This window comes from Streptomyces longispororuber (assembly GCF_014656095.1).
In the GTDB taxonomy this organism is placed as follows: domain Bacteria; phylum Actinomycetota; class Actinomycetes; order Streptomycetales; family Streptomycetaceae; genus Streptomyces; species Streptomyces longispororuber.
Genome location: NZ_BNBT01000141.1, coordinates 1 through 23,830 on the forward strand (window position 1 = coordinate 1; position 23,830 = coordinate 23,830).

Here is a 23,830-nt window from a genome sequence, read left to right on the forward strand (position 1 = left end):
CGCCGGACGGGCTATCCCCTAGCCCGTCCGGCGTTTGAGGACGAGGCGCGGAGCGCCGAAAGAGCGGGGTCCAGGGGCGGCAGCCCCTGGTTTCGGGAAAGGGGTGGGCCTGGGGCGCCCCCGCGAGGGGCCGGGCGCCGGGGAGCTCTACGCCCCCGCCCCGGACACCACGGCGGCTTACTGCACGTCGAGGTGGACGACGCGGGCGAGGCGGTGGTCGATCCGGCCTCCCACGCCGGAGGCGTCGGTCGCTTCGCCATGCCGCTCGGCCTCGCGGGAGGGTGGCGTCGGTCGCCGTCGCCAACAGCCCGTACGTAGAGGCGAGTTGATGAAACGTCAGCAGGCCGCGCGGCCCGGCACGGCATCGCCGGAACCCCCGGTCACGACGGTCACGGAGGTGCCCGGAACCGGACTTGAACCGGTACGCCCACGAAGGGCAGCGAGGTTTAAGCTCGCCGTGTCTGCATTCCACCATCCGGGCAGGCCGTGGGCTCCGCATCAAGGATTCGACCCTATCGGGAGGCATCCCCCGAATAGCGGAACGGCAGCCCGACGTTGTCTTATTTTATTGACGTCTGAGGGTGCATCAGCACCTGGTACGCGCCGGTGGTACTTGCCGCAGGCCTCGTCGGCCAGGGCCCCCGCACAGGAGGGAATTGACGGAATTTAGCCGTCTCCGCACCCACCCCACCGCAAGCGTTCTCTACCCTCCCCGGACCGTTCCGCGCCCCGTCGTGCGCCGTGCGCGCGCTCGACCGCGACCGGACCGTGCATCAAGCGCTTCCCCCGATCGTGTCTCGGGGACCGCCGTCATCCCCAGGTATGACATGACTGCGGCGAGTCCGACCGGAGTCGCCCCCAGGAACCGGAACAGCGGCTGACTCCCCGCCTCCTTTCCGGCAAGACGATGGAGTACGTCCCCCCGACCCGTCGTCCCGACAGGAGCACCACCCCGTGACCACCACTTCCTTCGCCACCCACGCCACCGCCGTGGCCGCGCGCGCCACGGATCTGTCCAAGGTCTACGGCCAGGGCGAGACCCAGGTGGTCGCCCTGGACCGGGTGTCCGTGGACTTCGGGCAGGGCCAGTTCACCGCGATCATGGGCCCCTCGGGCTCCGGCAAGTCCACGCTGATGCACTGTGTGGCCGGTCTGGACAGCTTCAGCTCCGGGTCGGTGCGCATCGGCGAGACCGAGCTGTCGACGCTCAAGGACAAGCAGCTCACCAAGCTCCGCCGCGACAAGATCGGCTTCATCTTCCAGGCGTTCAACCTGCTGCCCACCCTGACCGCCCTGGAGAACATCACGCTCCCCATGGACATCGCGGGCCGCAAGGTCGACAAGCAGTGGCTGGAGCAGGTCATCTCCATGGTGGGCCTGGCCGGGCGGCTCTCGCACCGGCCCACCGAGCTCTCCGGCGGCCAGCAGCAGCGCGTCGCCGTGGCCCGCGCCCTGGCCTCCCAGCCGGAGATCATCTTCGGCGACGAGCCGACCGGCAACCTCGACTCGCGCTCGGGCGCCGAGGTGCTCGGCTTCCTGCGCAACTCGGTGCGGGAGCTCGGCCAGACCGTCGTCATGGTGACCCACGACCCGGTCGCCGCGTCGTACGCGGACCGCGTGATCTTCCTGGCGGACGGGCGGATCGTCGACGAGATGTTCCAGCCGAGCGCCGAGCGCGTGCTGGACCGGATGAAGGACTTCGACGCGAAGGGACGCGTCAGCTAGGGCCGCGCCAGGCCCCTTCCCCGCCACCCCAAGCCCCTGCCCCCGCCGTGCGGGCGCGCCTCCCCGCCGTGCGGGCGCTGCGCCGCACACCCGCGGGCCGTCCGCGGCCGAGCGCGCCCACGCGGCGGCCGCACAGCGAAACAACCCCGCGCCCCTGCGGGGCACCCCCCGCCGGGCCCGTACCGACCGGCCCGCCCCTCACCAGGACTCACACCCATGTTCCGTACCGCCCTGCGCAATGTGCTCGCGCACAAGGCCCGGCTGCTGATGACCGTGCTCGCCGTCATGCTCGGCGTCGCGTTCGTCTCCGGCACCCTGGTCTTCACCGACACCTTCGGCTCCGCCTACAAGAACAAGTCGGCGAAGAGCTTCGACCACGTCTCGGTCGCCATCCGCCAGCACGGCGGCGGCCCCGACGACGGCAGCCAGGACGGCAAGCAGCCGCCCCGCCTGACCGACAAGCTGCTCGCGAAGGCCAAGGGCCTGCCCGGCGCCGGTTCCGCGATCGGCACGTACTCCGGCTTCGCCGCGCTCGCCGACAAGGACGGCAAGCTCGTCGGCGGCGACTGGGGCACCACCGGCGCCAACTACTACCCGGGCGGGAGCGGCAAGGACCCGCGCTACGACTTCACCGAGGGCGCCGCCCCGAAGTCCGCCGACCAGATCGCGCTCGACAGCAGCACCGCCGACCGCACCGGCTACCGGGTCGGCGACACCGTCCGCTACTCCACCGACGGCCCGGTGCGCACCGCGAAGGTCTCCGGCGTCTTCGACACCGACGACGGCAGCGTCGTCGCGGGCGGCAGCCTCGTCGTGTTCGACAACCGCACCGCGCGCGAGGTCCTCAACAAGACCGAGTACGACGAGATCGACGTGAAGGCCGCCGCGGGCACCTCCGAGGCCGCGCTCAAGAGCGCCGTCGAGAAGATCCTGCCCAAGGACACCGAGGCGGAGACCGGGGCCTCCCTCAAGGCCGACCAGGACCGGATGATCGAGCAGAACACCGAGTCCATGAGCCAGGTGCTGCTGATCTTCGCCGGGATCGCGCTGTTCGTCGGCATCTTCATCATCGCCAACACCTTCACCATGCTGGTCGCCCAGCGCACCAAGGAGCTGGCCCTGATGCGGGCCGTCGGCGCCTCGCGCCGCCAGGTCACGCGCTCGGTGCTCATCGAGGCGTTCCTCGTCGGCCTGATCGCCGCCGTCGCGGGCTTCGCGCTCGGCATCGGCGTGGCCGTGGGCCTGGAGGCCCTGATGAACGCGGGCGGCGCCACGCTGCCCGACGGGCCGCTGGTCATCGGCCCGACCACGGTCGTCACCGCGCTGGTCATCGGCGTCGTCGTGACCATGCTCGCCGCCTGGCTGCCGGGCCGCCGCGCCGCGAAGATCCCGCCGGTCGCCGCGATGAACAGCGTGCACGCGGCACCGACCGTGCGCGGCCTGGTGGTGCGCAACACGATCGGCTCGCTCATCGTCGCGCTCGGCGTGGTCATGCTCTTCATGAAGGACAACTACGTGAAGGCCGGCGGCTCCGGGGTGATCCTCGTCGGCGTCATCGTCCTCACGCCGCTGCTCGCCCGCCCGTTCATCGCCGCCGCCGGGCCGCTGCTCAAGCCGTTCGGCGTCACCGGCAAGCTGTCGCGCCTCAACTCGCTGCGCAACCCGCGCCGTACGGCGTCCACGGCCTCGGCCCTGATGATCGGTCTGACCCTGGTCACCGCGATGACGGTCGTCGCCACCTCCATGGGCAGCGCCATCAACAAGATGGCCGCCGACTCCATGCGCGCCGACTACATCGTCTCCATGGCGAACTACCAGCCGCTGACTCCCAAGGTCCGCACGCAGCTCGACAAGCTGCCCGAGGTGGCGGCGTCCACCCCGATGCGCACCGCCTCCGGCGAGGCCGACGGCTCGTACACCCGGATCACCGGCGTCGACGCGGCGTCCTTCGACAAGCTGGTCAGCCTCGACTACACCAGCGGCTCGGCCGCCGCACTGAAGGCCGGCGCCGTCCTCGTCGACAAGCCGTTCGCCGACGACAAGGGCCTGAAGGCGGGCGACACCGTCCCGGTGGAGTTCGACGACGACAAGACGGCCCGGCTGAAGGTGGGCGGCGTCTACGAGCCCAACGAGATGGTCGACGGCCTGTTCGCCCCCACCTCCGTGGTCGACCCGCACCTGAACAAGATCAGCGACCAGCAGGTCCTGCTGAAGATGAAGGGCGGCGCCTCCGACGCCGCCGAGGACAAGATCGTCAAGGCCCTCGGCGACAACCCCGCCATCAAGATCCAGGACAAGGACGCCCTCAGCGACGAGATCGGCGGCGCCATCAACATGATGCTGAACATGCTGTACGGGCTGCTCGCCATGGCCATCCTGGTCGCGGTCCTCGGCGTGATCAACACCCTCGCGATGTCCGTCTTCGAGCGGAAGCACGAGATCGGCATGCTCCGCGCGATCGGCCTCGACCGCGCGAAGATCAAGCAGATGGTGCGCCTGGAGTCCGTCGTGATCTCCCTGTTCGGCGCGGTGCTCGGGGTCGGCCTCGGCCTGTTCCTCGGGTGGGTCGCGGGCGACAGCATCGCCGGCACCGTGAAGACGTACACGATGGAGATCCCCGCCGGGCGGATCGTGCTCTTCCTCGCCGTCGCGGCGGTGGTGGGCGTGCTCGCCGCGGTGTGGCCCGCGCGGAGCGCGGCACGGCTCAACCCCTTGCAGGCCATCAAGTCCGACTAGGCCTGGCCCCTGGGCCCTGGGCGGTTTCCTCCGCCCGGGGCCCGTCGTCTTATGGGGCTGCGCCCCTTTCCCCCCTTGTTGCCGCTTCGCGGCTCGTCCTCAAACGCCGGACGGGCTATGCCCGCCACTCGCGGGCGCGCAGGGGGAGTCCGGACTCGCCGTTCTCCGGGGTGCGGACGGCCAGGACCTGGTTGACGCCGATGCGGTTGCGTTCGAAGGCGAGGGCGGAGGCGGCCATGTAGAGGCGCCAGATGCGGGCCCTGGCGGGAGAGGTGAGGCGGACGCCCTCGGGCCAGTGGGCCTCCAGGTTGGCGACCCAGTGGCGCAGGGTGTGGGCGTAGTGCTCGCGCAGGGCCTCCACGTCGCGGACCTCGAAGCCGGCGCGCTCCAGGAGGGAGACCGTCGTGCCGAGCGGGGCCAGCTCGCCGTCGGGGAAGACGTACGCGTCGATGAACTCGTCCACGGAGTACGCCGACTCGTCGCGCAGCGGGCGGCGCGCGATCTGGTGGTTGAGCAGCCGCCCGCCCGGCGCGAGGAGCCGGTACAGGTCGCTCGCGTACTCCAGGTAGCGCTCGGCGCCGACGTGCTCGGCCATGCCGATGGAGGAGATCGCGTCGTAGGGGCCGTCGCGTACGTCGCGGTAGTCCTGGACGCGGATCTCGACGCGGTCGGTCAGGCCCTCCTCGGCGACCCGCTTGCGGGCGTACGCGGCCTGCTCGCGGGAGAGCGTGACGCCGACGACGCGCACGCCGTGCTCACGGGCGGCGTGCACGGCCATCGAGCCCCAGCCGCAGCCGACGTCCAGGAGGCGCATGCCGGGCCGCAGGCCGAGCTTGCGGCAGACCAGTTCGAGCTTGTCGCGCTGGGCGTCCTCCAGGGTGGCCTCGGGCGTGGCCCAGTAGGCGCAGGAGTAGACCATGGACGGGCCGAGCACCAGGGCGTAGAAGTCGTTGCCGACGTCGTAGTGGTGGCTGACGGCCTGTCTGTCGCTGCCCTTGGTGTGCCGGTGCAGCCTGCCGTGCCTGCGCATCTCCTCGCGCGGCACGGGCGGCGGCACGAACGGCGCGGCGAGCGCGAGCAGCGAGCGGGCGGCGGCGCGCACCTGGGGGTCGCGCAGCGAGTCGACGAGCCCCGGGGCGTCCTCGCCGCGCTCCCAGATGAACTCGGCGAGCAGGTCGAGCGCCCGGTACAGGTCGCCCTCGACGTCGAGGTCGCCCGCCACCCAGGCCCGCGCGAGGCCGAGCTCGCCGGGCTTCCACAGCAGGCGGCGCAGCGCGCGCCGGTGGCGTACGACGAGTACGGGCGTCCCGGGCGGGCCCGCCTCCGAACCGTCCCAGGCGCGGACACGGACCGGGAGCGGCGCTCCCAGTACCTGCTCGGCAATGTCCTTCAGCCGCGAAGCGGCGTCCTGCATGGCACACACCTCCGCAATGGGGTATCCCCGGAACGGTCCGTCTCCACGTCAACACCAACAGAATGGCGGCGCAGTCCCGTCCCGGCGTCACGGATGGGCAAAATACGTGCATGCCACACGTAGAACGGCCGAAAAAGCCCGAAGGGCCCCCGCTCCACGGATAGCGGGGGCCCTTCGGGCTGCTGCTGCGAGCGGCCCGGCCTAGGAGGCCTTGGCCTTCTCCGCCGGGGCGGAGGCGGCGGCGGGCTTGGGCGCCGGCTTGGCGGCCTCGTAGAACTCCTCGCGGGGAGACTCGATGGCGCCGAGCGACACGACCTCGCGCTTGAGGAACATGCCGAGCGTCCAGTCCGCGAACACGCGGATCTTGCGGTTGAAGGTCGGCATCGCCATGCCGTGGTACGCGCGGTGCATGTACCAGGCGAGGCGGCCGCGCAGCTTGATCTTCATCTTGCCGAAGACGATCATCGCGACGCCCTTGTGCAGGCCGAGGCCCGCGACCGCGCCCTTGTTGGCGTGGCTGTACTCCTTCTGCGGGAAGCCCCGCATGCCGGAGATCACGTTGTCGCCGAGGACCTTGGCCTGGCGCAGCGCGTGCTGGGCGTTCGGCGGGCACCAGGCGTTCTCGTTGCCGTTCTTGCGGCCGACGAGGTCCGGGACCTGGGCGTTGTCGCCCGCGGCCCAGATGTAGTCGGTGCCCTGGACCTGGAGGGTCGCGGCGGTGTCGACGTGGCCGCGGGGGCCGAGCGGCAGGCCGAAGCGGGCGAGGGCCGGGTTCGGCTTCACGCCGGCGGTCCACACGATGGTGCTGGAGTCGACCTCCAGGCCGTTCTTCAGCACGACGTGGCCGTCGACGCAGGAGTCCATGGAGGTGGAGAGGTAGACCTCGACCCCGCGGCTCTCCAGGTGCTCCTTGCCGTACTGGCCGAGCTTCGGGCCGACCTCGGGCAGGATCTTGTCGGCGGCGTCGACGAGGATGAAGCGCATGTCGTCGCGCGACACGCTCTTGTAGTACTTCGCCGCGTCGCGGGCCATGTCCTCGACCTCGCCGATCGTCTCCGCGCCGGCGAAGCCGCCGCCCACGAAGACGAAGGTCAGCGCCTTGCGGCGGACCTCCTCGTCGGTCGTCGAGTCGGCCTTGTCGAGCTGCTCGAGGACGTGGTTGCGCAGGCCGATGGCCTCCTCGATGCCCTTCATGCCGATGCCCTGCTCGGCGAGGCCGGGGATCGGGAAGGTGCGGGAGACCGCGCCCATCGCGATGACCAGGTAGTCGAAGGGCAGCTCGTACGCCTCGCCGACGAGCGGCGCGATCGTGGCGACCTTGCGGTCCTGGTCGATGGTCGTGACCCGACCGGTCAGTACCTCGGCCTTGGGCAGCACGCGTCGCAGCGGGACGACGACGTGCCGCGGCGAGATGCTGCCGGCGGCGGCTTCGGGGAGGAAGGGCTGGTAGGTCATGTACGACCGGGGGTCGACGACCGTGACGGTCGCCTCGCCGTAACGCATCTTCTTGAGAATGCGTCGAGCTGCGTACAGGCCTACGTACCCACCGCCTACTACGAGGATCCTGGGACGCTCCGTGGTGCTCATGCCATCGAGTATCCACCCCTCACGCGGGGGTCGCTCGTGCGCCCCTTCACAAGGTTCGCTGGGGCCTCTGCTACACTTCGCCGCTCACGTGACGGAGGTCATGACACTCCGGGGGAACCAGAGAGTACCCCGATTCGTTGTCAAGCCCCCGTGAACAGCCACTCCTGGCCACGGACCCCGGTGAACCACTTCCCGGGCCGCATCGCCGTACCGCCTGCGAAGCGATCAGAGCGTCAGCCGCGCGCCTTCAAAACCCCGCTGCCGGGCCCGGAACTCCTGAGAACCGCACTCAACAGGGCCGTTTTCCTTGTGAAGAACTTCACGAAGTTTTCCGACAAGCCGTCACCTCCGCGCCCCGAAAGCCACCCGGGGCCCGCTCAAACGTCGTCGTCGCTGCTCAGGCGTTGATCCAGCCGACGCCGTCGAGGACTGCCCATGGACGCGACGCTCCGAACAGGGCCGCGTGTACACGCGCGTGCGTACATTGCTTTCATGACGGAGAACACCGTGACGGTCCGAGAAGCCCGCGCGCACCTCGCCGACCACATCAACCGGGCCGAGGACGGCGTTCCGACCGTCATCACGCGCAACGGCGCTCCGGTGGCAGCCGTAGTCCCGATCGCGGACTTCGAAGCGCTGGAGGAAGCAGCCGACGTCATGCTGGCGCGCGAAGCCGAAGCGATCCTGACCGAGGGCGGTCCCACGGTGACGATGGCGGAACTGCTGGCGGACCTGTTCACCGAGCGGGGCGGCGAGGCGGTGTGAAGTACGCCTTCAGGTTCACCACGGCCGCGCAGCGGCAGCTCCGGGCCATCAGCCGGCTTGACGCCATGCGCATCCTGACCGCGCTGACCGCGCTCGGTGAGGACCCGTACCGCGAGGACGCCGACGTCAAGGAGCTCACCGGCCCGTCCGGGCTCTACCGGCTCCGAGTCGGAAGCTACCGGGTCGCCTACCAGGTCAACGACGGTGATCTCCGCATCCTCGACGTCACGGTGGGCGACCGGCGGGGCGTCTGCCGCAACCTGTAGGCGGTCAGGCCAGGGACCAGCCGATGCCGTCGAGGATCGCGCACAAAGGTCACTCGGTGGACGCGCAACTCCAGGCGATGCCGTCGAGGATGTCGTGCTCGCTCACGACGACCTCGCGGGCACCGGTCCGCTCCATGATCGCCAGGAGGACGAGGGCACCGGCGACGATCACGTCGACGCGGCCCGGGTGCATCACCGGGATCGCGGCACGCTCGGCGTGCGTGGCGCCCGCGAGCCGCTCGGCGATCTCCTTCACCTGGTCGTACGACACCCGCGCGTGGTGGATCGCGGCGGAGTCGTACGCGTCGAGGCCGAGGGCGATCCCGGCGACCGTGGTGACCGATCCGGCGAGCCCCACGAGGGTGGCCGCCTCGCGCAGCGGGACCGTCTCCTCGGCGAGGTCCAGGGCCGCCTCGATGTCCGCGCGGACGGCGGCGAGCTGCCCGTCCGACGGCGGGTCGGCGACGGCGCCGTCCCGTACGAAGTGACGCTCGGTCATGCGGACGCAGCCGACGTCCACCGAGCGGGCCGCGCGCACGCGGTCGTCGCCGACGACGAACTCGGTGGAGCCGCCGCCGATGTCCACGACGAGGTAGGGCGTGGCCAGGTCCGTACGGCCCGTCAGCTCCTTGGTGGCGCCCGTGAAGGAGAACTCCGCCTCCTGGTCGCCGCTGATCACCTCCGGCTCGACGCCGAGGATGTCCAGGACGCCGCGGACGAAGTCCTCGCGGTTCTCGGCGTCGCGGGAGGCGGAGGTGGCCACGAAGCGGGTGCGCTCCGCGCCGAGTTCCTTGATGACGGCGGCGTACTCGCGGCAGGCCGCGAAGGTCCGCTCCAGCGCCTCGGGCGCGAGGCGGCCGGTCCTGTCGACGCCCTGGCCGAGGCGGACGATCCGCATACGGCGGTCGAGGTCCACGAGGCGGCCCGTGGCGGGGTCGGCGTCCGCCACGAGGAGGCGGATGGAGTTCGTGCCGCAGTCGATGGCGGCCACGCGGGTCACGGTGTGGTGCTCCTTGTCGTTGACGGGCGGCGCGGTACGGCCGCCCTCGCGGGCGGGACTTCCTCCCCCACCCGCCCCGGCAGGGGCACCGGGGCTCGCCCACGGTAGCGGCGCGGGGGGCGGTGGCGCACCGCCCGCCGGCGGGGGCGCCATGACCGGCGCCTCCGGCGGCGCACCGGCTGGCGCCTTGGCGGGGCTTGGTGTGTCCCACCACGGGGCCGGGCCGGGGGCCTTCAGCGGGTTCTTCGGGTGGGGTGGGCGGGGGCTTCAGCGGGTTCTCCGCGTGGCCTGGGCGGGGGCCTTTACCGGGTTCTTCGGCTGGGCTGGGTGGTGCGGGACGGCACCCCCCCGACAGCGGCCGCGCCGTGCCGGGGGCCAGTCACATCCGGCCCGCCAGGCGAAGCCAGGCAGGCACGGGCGGTGGGCGGGAAGGCCTCGCTCAGCCCGCCTCAGCCGCCACGCAGGGGCCCTTGTTCCACCACTCCGGCAGCATCGCGAGCGCCTCGTCCCCGAGCGGGTTCACCCCGGGCCCCGCGGCCAGCGAGTGCGCGACCAGCACGTGCAGGCACTTCACCCGGTCCGGCATGCCCCCCGCCGAGGGGAACCCCTCCAGCACCTCGATGGCGTCGCGCCGCGCGAGGTAGTCCTCGTGCGCGGCCCGGTACGCCGCGGCCAGCTCCGGGTCGGAGGCGAGCCGCTCCGTCATCTCCTTCATGACGCCGTTGGCCTCGAGCGTGCCGATCGCGGAGGCCGCGCGCGGGCAGGTCAGGTAGTACGTCGTCGGGAACGGCGTACCGTCCTCCAGGCGCGGCGCCGTCTCCACCACGTCCGGGTTGCCGCAGGGGCAGCGGTGCGCGATGGCCCGCAGGCCGCGCGGCGGGCGGCCCAACTGCTCCTGGAAGGCGGCGATGTCGGCGTCCGTGGGCGCGGTGGGCTCGGTCTGGGGCGGGGGCGTTTCCATGCCTGTCTTCCGGTCGGTGCGATGGGTTGGGTGGGGCTGGTGAAGCTGGTCAAGCTGGTGGGACTGGTCAAGCTGGTGGGACTGGGTGGAGCTGGTGAGGGCTGGTGGAGCGGGCCAAGTCGGTCTGGGCGGCGCGGGAGAGGCGGGCGGGGCGGGAGAGGCGGGCGCGTCGAACACGTACGGTCGGCGCCCGCGCCCGCGGCGCCGACGCCCTGCACCCGCCTGCCTCCGGACGAAGCCCCCACCGACGCGAAGGCCCGTCGCCGCGAAGCCCCCGTCGCCGCGGAGCCCCGGGCGGCGCCACCCGTGCGAGGGACCACGCGCCTAGCCGGGCTCGTCGGCCTTGCCGGCGACCTTGCCGGAGACCTTGTCGGCGGACTTGTCGGCCTTGTCGACGCCGTCCCACACGTTCGAGTACCAGGGCCGCGCGGCCCCGTTCTCGTCGGGGCGGTGCCGCTCGGCGGCGCGTGGGTCGATCACCGTGAAGCCGGTCTCGCCGGGCATCACGTAGTGCAGCCGCTCCCGGATGCGCTGCTCCGCGTACGCGTCGTCCTGCCAGCGGGCCTTCTCGTCCCGCAGCCGCTCCACGTTCTCGCGGTGCTCGGCCTGCCTGCGCCGCTGGTCGGCGATCTCGCCGCGCTGCGAGACGTACTGCCGCATCGGGTACGCGAGCGCCACGACCAGCGAGCAGACCACGAGGACGAGCAGCGCGGCCCGGCCGGTGAGCCGGGAGCGCCGGGCCTGGCGCTTGGTCTGGGAGCGGTAGACGCGCTCGGCGGTCTGCTCGCCGAGCAGCCGCAGCCTCGTCGCGGTGGAGAACCGGTCGCGGTTCTTCACTGCCATGTCCCGCCTCCCCTGTACGTGCGTACGTCCCCGCACACGGTACGGGACCGAGTACGGGGACGTCCGGACGACTGGCTAGCGCTTCATCCGAGGGAGCCGCACCCGAGGGAGCTTCAGCCGAAGGCGCGCCGCAGCCGGGGTCAGCCCTTGAAGCGCGGGAAGGCGCTGCGGCCGGCGTAGACCGCGGCGTCGTCGAGGATCTCCTCGATGCGCAGGAGCTGGTTGTACTTGGCGACGCGGTCCGAGCGGGCCGGGGCGCCGGTCTTGATCTGGCCGCAGTTCACGGCGACGGCGAGGTCGGCGATGGTGACGTCCTCGGTCTCGCCGGAGCGGTGCGACATCATGCACTTGAAGCCGTTGCGCTGGGCCAGCTCGACGGCGTCCAGGGTCTCGGTGAGCGAGCCGATCTGGTTGACCTTGACGAGCAGCGCGTTGGCGGCGTTCTCGTCGATGCCGCGCTGGAGGCGCTCGGGGTTGGTGACGAAGAGGTCGTCGCCGACGATCTGGACCTTCTCGCCCAGCTTCTCGGTGATGACCTTCCAGCCGTCCCAGTCGTCCTCGTACAGCGGGTCCTCGATGGAGACCAGCGGGTACGCGGAGACGAGCTCGGCGTAGTACTCGGTCATCTCGGCGGCGGAGCGGGTCTTGCCCTCGAACTCGTAGGCGCCGTCCTTGTAGAACTCGGACGCGGCGACGTCGAGCGCGAGCGCGATCTGCTCGCCGGGGGTGTAGCCGGCCTCCTGGATGGCCTCGACGATGAGGTCGAGGGCGGCGCGGTTGGACTCCAGGTTCGGGGCGAAGCCGCCCTCGTCGCCGAGGCCGGTGGACAGGCCCTTGTTCTTCAGGACCTTCTTCAGCGTGTGGTAGACCTCGGCGCCCCAGCGCAGGGCCTCGGAGAAGGACTCCGCGCCGATCGGGGCGATCATGAACTCCTGGATGTCGACGTTGGAGTCCGCGTGGGACCCGCCGTTCAGGATGTTCATCATCGGCACCGGCAGGAGGTGCGCGTTGGGGCCGCCCAGGTAGCGGAAGAGCGGCAGGTCCGAGGCCTCGGAGGCGGCGTGGGCCACGGCGAGGGAGACGCCGAGGATGGCGTTGGCGCCGAGGGAGCCCTTGTTGTCGGTGGCGTCCAGGTCGAACATGGCCTGGTCGATCAGGCGCTGCTCGGTGGCGTCGTAGCCGACGAGCTCCGGGCCGATCTGCTCGATGACGGCGAGGACGGCCTTCTCGACGCCCTTGCCGCCGTAGCGGTTGGCGTCTCCGTCACGGAGTTCGATGGCCTCGAAGGCGCCGGTGGAGGCGCCGGACGGGACGGCCGCACGGCCGGTGGACCCGTCGTCGAGGCCGACCTCGACCTCGACCGTGGGGTTGCCTCGGGAGTCCAGGATTTCCCGGGCTACGACGACGTCGATGGACGGCACGAGCATCTCCTTCTGGGATGTGACGCGGGGTACGCGGGGGTACATGGGGCCGCGCTGGCCCCTGCGACACGAGCCTAACCGGCCCGGGGGCATCGGCCAGCCGACCGCCCGGTCCCCGGACAGAACCGGAGGCCGATAGTTCCCTCACGGAACAAACTACCGGACAAAAAGGTACCGCCCCGGTGCGACGGGGGTCGCGCACCGGGACGGCTGCCCGTGGGGACGGGGTGGTGGCCCCTCACCGGGGCCTGGGCGGCCGGTGGCCGCCCGGGGCGGGGCCTCAGCCGAGGTGGAGCTGCTGGCCCGGGTAGATGACGTCGGCGTCGTCGACGATGTCGTCGTTGAGCTGGTACAGCTTCTGCCAGCCGCCCTTGACACCGTGCTCCTGGGCGATCTTGGAGAGGGTGTCGCCGGTCTCGACCTTGTACTCGCCGTCGCCCTTCTTCACGACCTTGCCGGTCGGGGTCTGGACGGTCTTCTTGGTCTCGACCTGCGGGGCGGCCTGCTGCGGCTGGTGCTGCGGCTGCGCCTGCGGCTTGGGCTGGGCCTGCTGCTGCGGCTGGACCTGCGGCTTGGCCTGCTGCTGCGGCTGCGCCTGCTGCTGGGGCCGCTGCTGCTGCGGCTGCGCCTGCTGCTGGGAGCCGCCGGAGGAGCCGCCGCCGTTGTACGCGGCGCCGGACAGGCCCACGCCGCACTTCGGCCAGGCGCCCTTGCCCTGGCCCGCGAGGACCTTCTGGGCGACGGCGATCTGCTGGGACTTGCTGGCCTTGTCGGCGGTGGGCGCGTAGGCGGTGCCGCCGTACGCCGCCCAGGTGGAGGCGGAGAACTGGAGGCCGCCGTAGTAACCGTTGCCCGTGTTGATCGACCAGTTGCCGCCGGACTCGCACTGGGCGACCCGGTCCCACTCGGAGGCGGTGGCGGCGCTGGCGGTGCCCGCGGTCACCAGCGGGGCGGCGACGGCGGCGCCGGCCACACCGGCGACGGTGACGGCACGGGTGGCCTTGTCGAGCTTGGTCGCGCGGCGGTGCTTGCCCTTGCCGGAAAACAGCATGATTGATCCCCTCACCGACGCCTGCGAGGTGAGCTGTCGGGTTCGGGCGGGTGAGTGCCCGGTCCCTGCGGCCTAGCGCAGCGACTTCACCCCTAGCCGTTCCCGTGCGTCCGGACCGCCGCGCTGCTGCGCGGCCGTCCAACGTCCGGGCCCGGCGCTTACCTTGGGTCCCCCGCTCCTGCCTTCGGCGCTTGACGCGACGACTGTTCCCGTCCGGCGGTGGCAGGATTCGGCGTACCGACCGGCGGGGCCCGCTGTGGCGAGCGCTCATGACCGTAGACAGGCGATCAGCCGAATTTCAAAGACGATCAGGGCTTCTGAGACCCATCTCTCACTTGCCCCTCACCATCTTCAAACCGGACATTCATCGCGAAGTGACCGCTCAACTGCCGTGCTTCGCGCCCGACTTCTCCTTGGTTCCGGCTTTCGTCTTCTCGTCCAGTTCAAGCCGCTGACCGGGGAGGATGAGGTCCGGGTCGGAGCCGACGGTCTTCTTGTTCTCCGCGTAGAGACTCGTCCAGCCGCCGTCAAGGCCATGGGTGTCCGCGATGGCGGAGAGGTTGTCCCCGGAGCGGACGGTGTACGTCTGCGCGCCGGACCCGGCACCGGGCTTCTGCCGCGCCTCGCCGCGCGAGGCGTGCCGGCCCGCGCCGGCGTCCTCGCCGCCGGACGAGGCGTCGTCCCCGGCGGGCTCGCCGCGGTGGCGGCCGGAGGGCCGGTCGGCGTCCTCGCCACCGGGGGAGCCGGGCGTCCCGGAGCCGCCCGACGAGCCGTCAGCGGGGCCGTCGGAGCCACCGGAAGCGTCGGATGCATCCGTGTCGTCCGGCGACGTGGCGCCGCCCCCGGCGGATGTGCCGTCGCCGCCCGTACGGTCGGCCGACCCCTCGGGCGCCGTCCTGCCGGAGTCACCGGAGTCGGCGGAGTCACCGGAGTCGCCGGGTTTGCGGTGCTTGCCGGTGCCCGCGCGGTCCGATGCGTCCTGGTCGGGCGTTTCGCCCGTATCGTGATTCTTGTCTCGCGTGTCGCTGTCGGCGCCGGACGGCTCGTCGTCGGCGTCCTTGCCGGAGCCGCGGTCGGCGTCCCTTCCGGAGGCGCCGTCGTCGCCCGAGGAGCCGTCAGAACCCTTCGAGGGCGGGGTCGAGGGCAGACCCGGGTCGACGTCGGCCGCCTCGCCGCCCTTGGTGAGGCCCGCCGCCGGGGCGCAGTTCGGCCAGGCGTCGGGGCCCTGGTCGCGGAGGACGTTCTCGGCGATGGCGATCTGCTGGGAGCGGCTGGCCTGGTCGGCGCTCGGGGCGTAGGACAGGCCGCCGTACTGCTCCCAGGTCTCCTGGGTGAGCTGGAGGCCGCCGTAGTAGCCGCTGCCCTTGGCGCTCCACGCGCCGCCGCTCTCGCAGTCCGCGACCTTGTCCCATGTCTCGGCGTCCGCCGCGTTCGCGCTCGTGGCGCCGAGCAGCGGCAGGGCGATGGCGGAACCGGTGACGCCCACCGCGACGAGGATCGCCGGGGCCTGACGGGGGCGGCGGTGACGGCCTTGGCCGGAGAGCATGCAGGTGCCTTTCGTGGACGACAGGACGGGCACGGCACGGGTGCGCGGGGGCACGGGTGCCGGGCCGTCGTGAAAGTAGCCGCAGTCGAACGTCAGTCACAAGTCGGTTCAGCGGAGATCACATAAAAGTCACATCGTTGACGGCCCGTCAGGACGAGTGACCCGCGGGGCCGGTGTGAAACGCACCGGCAGGGTCCGCAGGCCCCGCATGATGAGCCCCCCGCGCCACCGCAACTCCTCGGGCGCGGCGTCCAGTTGCAGGTCCGGCAGCCGTCGCAGCAGGGTGGCCAGCGCCGTCCGCCCCTCCAGGCGGGCGAGCGGCGCGCCGAGGCAGTAGTGGATGCCGTGGCCGTAGCCGAGATGCTGGTTGTCACGGCGGGCGAGGTCGAGGACGTCGGGCTCGGCGAAGCGCGCCGGGTCGCGGTCGGCGGCGGCGAGCACGACGAGCACCGGGTCGCCCGCCGCGATGTCCTGACCGCCCATCCGCAGCGGCTCGGTGGCGAACCGCCAGGTGGCCAGCTCCACGGGCCCGTCGAAGCGGAGCAGCTCCTCGACGCCGGTGGCGAGCAGGGCGGTGTCGCCCGCGGCGAGGGAGCGCTGCAGCCGCTCGCGCTCGGCGGGGTGGGTGAGGAGCGCGTACGTACCGTTGCCGATGAGGTTCACGGTGGTCTCGAAGCCCGCGAACAGCAGGATGAAGGCCATGGCGGCGGCCTCGTTCTCGGTGAGGTGCTCGCCGTGGTCGGAGGCGCGGATGAGCCCGGAGATCAGGTCGTCGTCGCCGTCGTCCCCGAGGGACTCGCGCTTCCGGTGGATGAGGTCGGCGAGGTAGCCGCGCATCTTCTTCACGGACCGCGCGACGCCGCCGCGGGGCCCGCCGCCGTGCCGGATCATCATCCCGGCCCAGTCCCGGAAGTCGTCCTGGTCCTCGCGGGGGACGCCGAGCATGTCGCAGATGGCGTAGATCGGCAGCGGGAACGCGAACTCGTGGATGAGGTCGGCCTCCCCCCTCTCCGCGAAGCCGTCGATGAGCCGGTCGGTCAGCTCCTGCACCCGCGGCGCGAACTCCGCCACCCGGCGCGGCGTGAACGCCTTCGACACGAGCCGCCGCAGCCGGGTGTGGTCCGGCGGGTCGATGTTGAGCAGATGCGTCATCAGCTCGGCCTTGCGCTCGCCCGGGATGCCGGTCTTGCCCTTGGCGTGCGCGGGCTCGTCGTGGTGCGCCGGGTTCTTGCTCAGGCGCGGGTCGGCGAGCGCCTGCCGCGCGTCCGCGTACCGCGTGACCAGCCAGGCCTCCACGCCGCTGGGCAGGCGCCGCTTGGTGACCGGGGCGTGCTGGCGCAGCCAGGCGTAGGCGGGGTACGGGTTGCTCGCGAACTCCCAGGTGAAGAGTGCGGGCTCGGGGGTGGCGGGTGGGGGCTGGTCGTGCATGCGCCCGACGGTATCCGGCGGGGCCTCGCGGGGCGCCCCAGGCCCGCCCCTTCCCGAACCGGTGGCTGCCGCCCCCGGGCCCCCGCCCTTCTCGTCCGGGGCTCCGCCCCTTTCCCCCTTCTTCGGCGCTTCTCGCCTCGTCCTCAGACGCCGGACGGGCTGGACTGTTCCCGCTCGGCCGCCACGATCGCGTCCCGGTAGGCGCGGCCCGCCGCCCGCAGGGCCGCCTCGGGGTCGGTGCCCTCCGCTTCCGCGCGGACGGCCATGGCCAGGAGTTCGTAGCCGATGCCCTCGCCCTTCGGCAGCGGGACGCTCAGCCCCTCCGTACGGACGCGGGAGGCCAGCTTGGCCGCGAGCGCCAGGCCCGGCTGGCCGAGGGGGATGCCCTCGGTGAGGGAGTCGCGCTGCTTCTCCTCGGCCTTGGTGCGCCGCCAGTGCTCCTTCACCTCCTCCGGGGTGGACGCGGTGTCCTCGCCGAAGACGTGCGGGTGACGGTGGATGAGCTTGTCGACGATCGTGGCCGCCACGTCGTCCACCGAGAACGGCGCCTGCTCGTCCTCCTCCGCGATGCGGGCGTGGAACACCACCTGGAGCAGGACGTCGCCCAGTTCCTCACGGAGCTCGTCCCGGCCGTCGCGGTCCCGATGCTCCATGTCCTCGATCGCCTCGACCAGCTCGTACGCCTCCTCGATGGCGTACTTGGCCAGGCCCTTGTGCGTCTGCTGCGAGGACCAGGGGCACTCGGCGCGGATGCGGTCCATGACCTGGACGAGGTCCAGGAGGCGGGCGCCGGGCAGGTCGTACGAACCGGGGAGCAGCTCCAGGTCCGGCATCGTGTGGCGGCCCGAGCCCGCGAGGCGGGCCAGGCCGTCCGTCAGTCGGCGGTCGCCCTCGGCGGTGGCGACGACCAGCACCGTGCGGCCGCCCTCGCAGGCCCGTACCAGTTCCTCGGCGGTGGGCGCGGCGTGCTCGACGGCGACGCCGGCCTCGCGGAGGTACGGGAGCTGGGGGTGCGCGGGGTCGGCGCACAAAACCTGGTCCGCGCCGTGCAGGGCCTGCCAGGCGGGCCAGGACAGTTGGCCGGGGGCCACGCGGTGGCTGGTGGTGAGCAGGACGAGGCGGCCTCCGGGGCCTGGCGGGGTTTCGTTCACGGGTCGAACGTAACCCACGCCTGGAGCGGGGCCGCGCCCCACGGCTACACCCCAGCCCCACCCCACCCCGAACCGAGGCCTGCCGCCCCCGCCCCCCGCTGCTTCCGTCTGGGGCTCCGCCCCTCTCCCCCGCATCGGCGCTCCGCACCTCGTCCTCAAACGCCGGACGGGCTGGAGATCCCCGCATTCCCACCGTTTCCGTCCGGGGCTCCGCCCCTCCCCCCCCGCCAATTGGCGCTCCGCGCCTCGTCCTCAAACGCCGGACGGGCTGGAATCTCCTCGACCCGCCGTCGTCGGCGGCCCGGCAGCCGACGACGGCGCCCGGCGGACGAATGCAGCCCGTCCGGCGCTTGAGGACGAGGCCGCCAGGCCGATGGAAGGGCGGGTGGGTGGGGGGACATCCGCCGCGGAGCGGTGGATCACCGGCGGGCGACGATGGCGGGACGCGGGCGCTCGCAGCCCGTCCGGCGTTTGAGGACGAGGCCGCCAGGCCGATGGAAGGGCGGGTGGGTGGGAGCGGGGCCAGGGGTCAGGCCTCCCTCAGCCAGGGGAGCTTCACGTCGGTGCGCTTGTTCTTCGCGGCGTCCCACGCGCCATAGCGCGGATTCAGCTTCACGTCCAACGCCCTGGACGACGTGCTCAGGGCCTTCCAGAAGGCCTCCTGACCCGCCGGGGAGTTCATGTCCGCGCCAAGCTCCGCCGCCAGCTTCCTGGCCTCGATCTCGGTGCGGATGCTCGCCTCGAGGTGCCGGGGCGCCACGTTGTACTGCTGGAGCCACCCCGTCTCCAGGGCCTCGCGGCCGCCCGCCTGCTTCTCCATCTGGCCGCGCGTGGTCTGGATCTCCTTGCGCGTGACCGTGACCCCGGCGTCCTTCGCCGCCCGGTGCAGCACGCGGTCGAGGACCATCGTGTGCAGCGTGTTCCGCGCCAGGCCGCCGGTCTTGGCGATGACCTGCTCGTACTGCCGCTCGTCGGGGACGGCGGCCCGCTGCGCGGAGCGGACCTCGTTCACCCGGTTCTCCAGTTGCGCGACGGTGATGCGGTCGTCGCCCACGACGGCCGCGGCGCCGGGGCGCGCTTCGCCGCCGCAGGCGGTCAGGAGGGGGGCCGCGGTGACGGCTGCGGCGGTGAGGAGGAGCGCGGTGCGACGACGGCGGTGCAAGTTGGCCTCCCGGTGGAGAGATTGTGCTTCGCTGCACAAAGTCTTGCGGTGATCGATGGTAGGCAGCGGGGGTCGTCTCGGCCACCCTTCTCCCGCTACTTCGTACGGGAGCTGCCCCACGACCAACGATCCGCCGCGGGGCGGGGCACCCGCGCGGGGGCGAAACCGCCCTAACCGACGTGCCCCAGCCACTGCAGGGTCCGGCGGATCTCCGCCGGGAACGGGTGCCCGATCCCGTGCACCCGCTCGGCGTCCAGGACGAGCCGCGCCAGGATGTCGTGCGCGGCCGAGCGGTCGCCGAGGGCGAGGAGGAGCTGCCCGATGCGGCGGCGGATCTCCAGGGACTGGCGGATGTCGTCCGTGGCGTACTGGTTCTCGTAGTAGGGGAGCAGCGCGCGGTACTCGGCCAGGGCCGCCGCCGGTTCGCCCAGTTGCTCCAGGCACTGCGCGGCCTCGTAGCGGAACTGGAGCGACTGCGGGTCGGCGTGGCCGGACTCGGCGGCGCGCTCGTCGGCGAGGCGGCGCAGCTCGGGCAGCGCGCGCCGGTACTGGCCGTCGTCCATGAGCGTGGCCGCGTACTGCTTGCGCAGGGTCCGTACGACGGGTGAGTGCTCGCCGTGCTGGGCGGCGGCGGCCGGCAGGATCGCGCCGAGCACGTCCACGGCCTGGGTGATGCGCCCCTCGCCGAGCAGCCGCTTGACCTCGTCGACGGCGCGGGCGACGTCCTGGCCGTGGCCGGGCCGGGGCGCCTGGGCCTGCGGGGTGGCCGCCGGGGTCGCCGCGCGGTCGGGCCAGGGCGCGTGCGGGCGCAGGAACGGGCGCGTCGGGTCGAGCGGGTGGCCGGACGGCGCGGAGCGCGCGGGCAGCAGCGGCTCCAGGTGCTCGTACACGTCCTGGGCGCTGCCGGGCCGGTGCTGGGGGTCCTTGGCGAGCAGGCGCAGCACCAGGGCCTCCAGCGCCTCGGGGACCTCGGGGCGCAGCCGGCGTACCGGGAGCGGCGGCTCGTAGAGGTGGCGGTGCAGGACGCCGAGGGCGGTGGAGCCGGAGAACGGCACGTCGCCGCTGAGGAGTTCGTGCAGCAGCACGCCGAGCGCGTACAGGTCCGTGTACGGGCCGACGGCGCCGCCCATGGCCTGCTCCGGCGCCATGTACGAGGGGCTGCCGATCGGGGAGCCGGTGTGGGTGAGGCGGGTGGTGTCGGTGTCCATCACCGAGGCGATGCCGAGGTCGAGGATGGTGAGGGTGCCGTCCTGGCGGACCATCACGTTCCGCGGCTTGAGGTCGCGGTGCACGATCGGCACGGCGTGCACCGCGGAGAGCACGGCGCAGAGCTGCGCGGCCACGGCGACCGCCCAGGTCCAGGGGTAGGGGGTGTGCTCGGCGAGGTGGTCGCCGAGGTCGGCGCCGTCGACGTACTGCATGACCAGGTAGAGGTCGTCGTCGTCGCTGCCCGCGTCGTGCACGGTGACCAGGCCGGGGTGGTCGACCTGCGCGGTGACCCGGCACTCGCGGACGAAGCGGCGGCGCAGCTCGTCGGCCTCGGCGCCCGCGACCTTGTCCGGGCGGAGCAGCTTGACCGCGACGCGGCGGTCGAGGCGCTGGTCGTACGCCGTCCAGACCTGGCCCATGCCGCCCTGGCCGATGAGCGTCGACAGCTCGTAGCGCCCGGCGACGACGCGCCGGTCGGTCCCGCGCGTCACGGCCGGCCGCCGCCTTCCTGCCGGCGCAGGTAGTCGCTCAGCTCGTCCAGCTCGGCGCGGACCTGCTCGATGCGGACCGGCGCGGGGCGGACGGGCGGGGTGGGCACGCCGGGCGTGGGCGTGTGCGTGGGCGTGTGCGGCGCGGCGGGCGCCTGGTGCGGGCCGGGCGCGGGCGGGCCGGGCGAGGCGGGGGGCTGCGGGGCCGGGGCGGGCAGGGTCTGCTGCGGGTAGCCGTACGCGGTGGGGTGCGGCTGCGGGGCCGGGTAGGCGGTGTACTGCTGCCGGTACGGGTCCCGTGCCCCGGCCTCGGCGAGCTTGGCGAAGTGGCGGATCTCCATGGTCAGGTAGTAGGCGGTGACCGCCACGAAGCTGGCGATGAGGATCGTCATGCCCGCGTTGCCGGTCCCGGTGAACTCCTCGTCGCCGGGATCGATCCCGATGAGGACGGCGGCCGTCACGTCGAGCGCGACGACCACCACGAACAGGAACCAGTCCCGCGCCTTGCGGGTCACGAGCGCGAGCCGCAGCATCGCGGCCCACGCCAGGAAGCCGCACGTCAGGAAGGCGAGCACGACGAAGAGCACGCGCAGCGTCACCTGCGAGCCCGCGGAAGGGGCCGGTGGGGGCGGCGGCGCGTAGCCGTGGCCGTGCATGGCTGCTCCAGGTACCTGACGGGGCGGACAGCGGACAGTTGAGAGGACGAGCGTATAGGCCGACTCCGGTGGTCCCGCTCGGGTTGTACCGAACCGTTGTCGTCCCGGTCACGTACCGCCCGGGCGGCGAGAGCGGGGCGGTGTCACTCCTGGGGTTCCTGTGCCTGCGCCTGCGCCTGTGCCTGCGGGGGCACGGGCCCGTTCGGGGACACCGTGCCGTCCGCGAGGCCGTCGTACATGCCGCGCACCAGTTGCTCGCCGAGGCGGCCCGCGAGCCGCAGCGCGTCCTCGAAGGCGGCGAGCGCCCGGAACCGCTCGCCGTAGCCGCGCTGGGCGGCCAGCGGCAGCCGGGGCAGTTGCAGGCGGCGTACGTCGAGCCGGGCCGAGGTGGAGGCGTAGCTGCTGGCCTGGCGGTTGTTGGCGGTGCCGCGCAGGAACCCGGCGAGGAACCAGCAGTCGAGCGCGGCCGGGTCGGGGCGCAGCAGGGTCAGGCCGCGGCCGAGCGCGGCGCCCGCGGTGGCCTCGTCGACGACGCGGGCGGCCGCGCCGCCGCCGGAGACGGGGACGACGACGTCACCGGGCTCGGTGAGCACGGGCCGCTCGGCCCGGCCGGACGGGGCGTCCTGGAGTGCGGCGGCGTCCTGAGGCGCGGCGTCACGGAGCCCGGCGTCCTGGCGCGCGACCGGGCCGGCCGGGGCGGCGGGGGGCGTGCCGGTGAAGACGTCGTGGTCGGTGAGGACCGGCACCCCGGCCTCGGCGCCGGTGCCGCCGGTGCGGATCACCAGGGCGCCGGCCCGCGCGAGTTCGCCGACGGTGGTGAGCGGCCAGCGCTCCGTGCCGGGCGTGCCGGGTTCGGCGGGCGGCGGGGTGAGGCCGGCGGTCAGGCGCAGCGTGGCGCCGAGCCGGTCGCGGACCTCGCGCAGCTCCTCGGCGCCGCCGCCCGCGGCCCGGGGCGGGAGCCTGCGCGCGGGCGCCAGGTCCACCTCGTCGTCGAGCAGGTCGAGCACCGGCACCGACAGCGCGAAGCCGGGGATCTCGGCGAGGGTGCCGTGCCGCTCGAAGCGGTGGTACGCGTCGAGCACGGCGTCCCGCACCGGCGGCCAGGACCGCGGGTCGCGGCCGTCGGTGTGCCTGCTGTCGGCGTACCGGCCATCGGCGTACCGGCCGTCGGTGTGCCTCCCGTCGCCAGTGGCCGCCTCGGCGGCCTCCACGAGCAGCGCCTCGGACGCGGGCGGCGCCCCGGGGCCCGGGCGGCGCAGGACCCACACGTGCAGCGGCAGGTTGTACGGCGGTGCCGCCCCCGGCGGCAGCGCGATCACCGCGCGCAGGGCGCCCCGGCGCAGCAGGTCCGCGCGGATGCGGCGGCCGGAGCGGCGGGAGGCCGCGGCGGGCGGCATCAGCAGCACGGCGGTGCCGCCGTCGCGCAGCCGGGCCAGCGCGTGCTGCACCCAGGCCAGTTCGGACTCGGTGCGCGCGGGCAGGCCGTACTCCCAGCGGGAGTCGTACGCGAGTTCGTCGTGGCCCCAGTTGCGGTCGTTGAACGGCGGGTGGCACAGGACGGCGTCGGCGGCCAGGTCCGGGTACGCGTCGGCGCGCAGCGTGTCGGCGGCCGCGGTGCGCACCTCGACGCCGGGCTCGCCGCCGAGGGCCAGGCGCAGCGCGGTCAGCGCGGCCAGGTCGGGGCTGCTGTCCTGGGCGTGGAGGCGCCGGCCGGGGCGGTGCGCCACGGCGCGCAGCAGGGCGCCGGTGCCGCAGGCGGGGTCGAGCACGCTCAGCGCGGGCCCGGCGAGCGCGGCCATGAGGTCGGCGGGGCCCTGCGGGGTGAGCGTGTACTGGCGCGGGTTGGCGTCGAGGTGGCGGCCGAGCAGGAACTCGTACGCCGTGTGCGCGCCGACCTCGGCCGCCAGCTCGGCGGCCGAGCGCAGCAGCGGGACGGACGGCAGGAGTTCGGGGGTGGCGGGCACCCGCACGCCCCGGCCGCGCCGGTACCTGCCGAACCGCGGCGTGAGCACGGCGTCCAGCGCGTCCGGGAGCAGCCGGGCCAGGTGCGCGTCGGACACCGCGCTCAGCCGCAGCCAGTCGGGGTGCCGGTCGTGCACGAGCAGCAGGGCGCAGCCGGTGTGCAGCAGGGCGGTGACCGGGCCCGCGGGGTGGCCCGCGAGCTGCTGCCAGACCCGTTCGCGCAGCGGCACCTCGGAGAGCTTGCCCTGGCCGCGAAGCCACCGCTCGACCTCGGCGAGCGCGAAGGAGGGGCTGGTGTCGGTGCCGCCGACGGGCTTGGGGAAGTCGGCGTGGCGGCGGCGCCAGTTGCTGACGGCGGCGCGGCCGACGCCGGCGAGGCGGGCGATCCCGGCGGCGGTCACCTCGGTGACCGGGGCGCCGCCCGCGCCGGGAGGCGTGCCGTGCGGTGCGCCGTGCGGT

Annotated in this window: 18 protein-coding genes, 1 tRNA gene and 1 riboswitch; of the genes, 4 read left to right on the forward strand and 15 right to left on the reverse strand. The window is 73.0% G+C overall.

Annotation, left to right across the window (positions count from 1 at the left end):
- Window positions 1-398: 398 nt before the first annotated feature.
- Window positions 399-481, reverse strand: a tRNA-Leu gene (locus tag IE330_RS30690).
- Window positions 482-954: 473 nt separating this feature from the next.
- Here IE330_RS30690 and IE330_RS30695 point away from each other — a divergent pair.
- Together IE330_RS30695 and IE330_RS30700 are read left to right on the forward strand one after the other, a co-directional pair.
- Window positions 955-1,725, forward strand: a complete 771-nt coding sequence (locus IE330_RS30695) for an ABC transporter ATP-binding protein (RefSeq protein ID WP_190139433.1) — start codon at window positions 955-957, stop codon at window positions 1,723-1,725.
- A 216-nt stretch (window positions 1,726-1,941) separates the two neighbouring features.
- Window positions 1,942-4,461, forward strand: a complete 2,520-nt coding sequence (locus IE330_RS30700; RefSeq protein WP_190139434.1) for an ABC transporter permease — start codon at window positions 1,942-1,944, stop codon at window positions 4,459-4,461.
- Between the two features lie 115 nt (window positions 4,462-4,576).
- Here IE330_RS30700 and IE330_RS30705 read toward each other — a convergent pair whose 3' ends face one another.
- On the reverse strand, window positions 4,577-5,875 hold the full coding sequence (locus IE330_RS30705; protein ID WP_190139435.1) for an SAM-dependent methyltransferase: 1,299 nt from the start codon (window positions 5,873-5,875) through the stop codon (window positions 4,577-4,579).
- 201 nt (window positions 5,876-6,076) lie between these two features.
- Window positions 6,077-7,462, reverse strand: coding sequence for an NAD(P)/FAD-dependent oxidoreductase (locus IE330_RS30710; RefSeq protein ID WP_190139436.1), 1,386 nt, complete (start codon window positions 7,460-7,462; stop codon window positions 6,077-6,079).
- A 492-nt stretch (window positions 7,463-7,954) separates the two neighbouring features.
- Between IE330_RS30710 and IE330_RS30715 the strand changes: the two genes are divergently transcribed.
- Together IE330_RS30715 and IE330_RS30720 are read left to right on the forward strand one after the other, a co-directional pair.
- Window positions 7,955-8,227, forward strand: a complete 273-nt coding sequence (locus IE330_RS30715; RefSeq protein WP_190139437.1) for a type II toxin-antitoxin system Phd/YefM family antitoxin — start codon at window positions 7,955-7,957, stop codon at window positions 8,225-8,227.
- Window positions 8,224-8,493 carry a type II toxin-antitoxin system RelE family toxin gene (locus tag IE330_RS30720; RefSeq protein WP_190139438.1) on the forward strand — a complete coding sequence of 90 codons (270 nt, stop codon included), beginning with the start codon at window positions 8,224-8,226 and terminating at the stop codon, window positions 8,491-8,493. The genes IE330_RS30715 and IE330_RS30720 overlap by 4 nt, the downstream gene beginning before the upstream one ends.
- A 49-nt stretch (window positions 8,494-8,542) precedes the next feature.
- On the opposite strand, the gene IE330_RS30725 is transcribed toward IE330_RS30720, so the two are convergent.
- From IE330_RS30725 to IE330_RS30780, 12 genes are all read right to left on the reverse strand, one after another.
- Complete coding sequence (locus IE330_RS30725; RefSeq protein WP_190139439.1) at window positions 8,543-9,493, reverse strand: Ppx/GppA phosphatase family protein; 951 nt, start codon at window positions 9,491-9,493, stop codon at window positions 8,543-8,545.
- A 439-nt stretch (window positions 9,494-9,932) separates the two neighbouring features.
- Complete coding sequence (locus tag IE330_RS30730; protein WP_190139440.1) at window positions 9,933-10,454, reverse strand: DUF501 domain-containing protein; 522 nt, start codon at window positions 10,452-10,454, stop codon at window positions 9,933-9,935.
- Between the two features lie 324 nt (window positions 10,455-10,778).
- Entirely contained in the window at window positions 10,779-11,297 is a 519-nt protein-coding gene (locus IE330_RS30735) for an FtsB family cell division protein (protein ID WP_190139441.1), read from the reverse strand.
- Window positions 11,298-11,437: 140 nt separating this feature from the next.
- Window positions 11,438-12,718 (reverse strand): phosphopyruvate hydratase, encoded by a 1,281-nt coding sequence (gene eno / locus IE330_RS30740; protein WP_190139442.1) that lies wholly within the window; start codon window positions 12,716-12,718, stop codon window positions 11,438-11,440.
- A gap of 280 nt (window positions 12,719-12,998) precedes the next feature.
- A complete protein-coding gene (locus IE330_RS30745) occupies window positions 12,999-13,769 on the reverse strand; it encodes a LysM peptidoglycan-binding domain-containing protein (RefSeq protein ID WP_190139443.1) in 771 nt (256 codons plus the stop codon).
- Window positions 13,770-13,772: 3 nt separating this feature from the next.
- A riboswitch (cyclic di-AMP (ydaO/yuaA leader) is annotated at window positions 13,773-13,969 on the reverse strand.
- Between the two features lie 182 nt (window positions 13,970-14,151).
- Window positions 14,152-15,315 carry a transglycosylase family protein gene (locus IE330_RS30750; protein ID WP_190139444.1) on the reverse strand — a complete coding sequence of 388 codons (1,164 nt, stop codon included), beginning with the start codon at window positions 15,313-15,315 and terminating at the stop codon, window positions 14,152-14,154.
- Between the two features lie 129 nt (window positions 15,316-15,444).
- Window positions 15,445-16,743 (reverse strand): cytochrome P450 family protein, encoded by a 1,299-nt coding sequence (locus IE330_RS30755; protein ID WP_190139445.1) that lies wholly within the window; start codon window positions 16,741-16,743, stop codon window positions 15,445-15,447.
- A 143-nt stretch (window positions 16,744-16,886) separates the two neighbouring features.
- A complete protein-coding gene (locus IE330_RS30760) occupies window positions 16,887-17,912 on the reverse strand; it encodes a nucleoside triphosphate pyrophosphohydrolase (RefSeq protein ID WP_373314763.1) in 1,026 nt (341 codons plus the stop codon).
- 511 nt (window positions 17,913-18,423) lie between these two features.
- On the reverse strand, window positions 18,424-19,056 hold the full coding sequence (locus tag IE330_RS30765) for a SurA N-terminal domain-containing protein (protein WP_190139447.1): 633 nt from the start codon (window positions 19,054-19,056) through the stop codon (window positions 18,424-18,426).
- A gap of 170 nt (window positions 19,057-19,226) precedes the next feature.
- The gene (locus IE330_RS30770; protein WP_268257366.1) at window positions 19,227-20,711 is read right to left on the reverse strand and encodes a serine/threonine-protein kinase; all 1,485 of its coding nucleotides are present in this window, start codon (window positions 20,709-20,711) and stop codon (window positions 19,227-19,229) included.
- Window positions 20,712-20,752: 41 nt separating this feature from the next.
- Window positions 20,753-21,409 (reverse strand): hypothetical protein, encoded by a 657-nt coding sequence (locus IE330_RS30775; RefSeq protein WP_190139449.1) that lies wholly within the window; start codon window positions 21,407-21,409, stop codon window positions 20,753-20,755.
- Between the two features lie 143 nt (window positions 21,410-21,552).
- A complete protein-coding gene (locus IE330_RS30780) occupies window positions 21,553-23,772 on the reverse strand; it encodes an N-6 DNA methylase (protein WP_190139450.1) in 2,220 nt (739 codons plus the stop codon).
- Window positions 23,773-23,830: the final 58 nt, after the last annotated feature.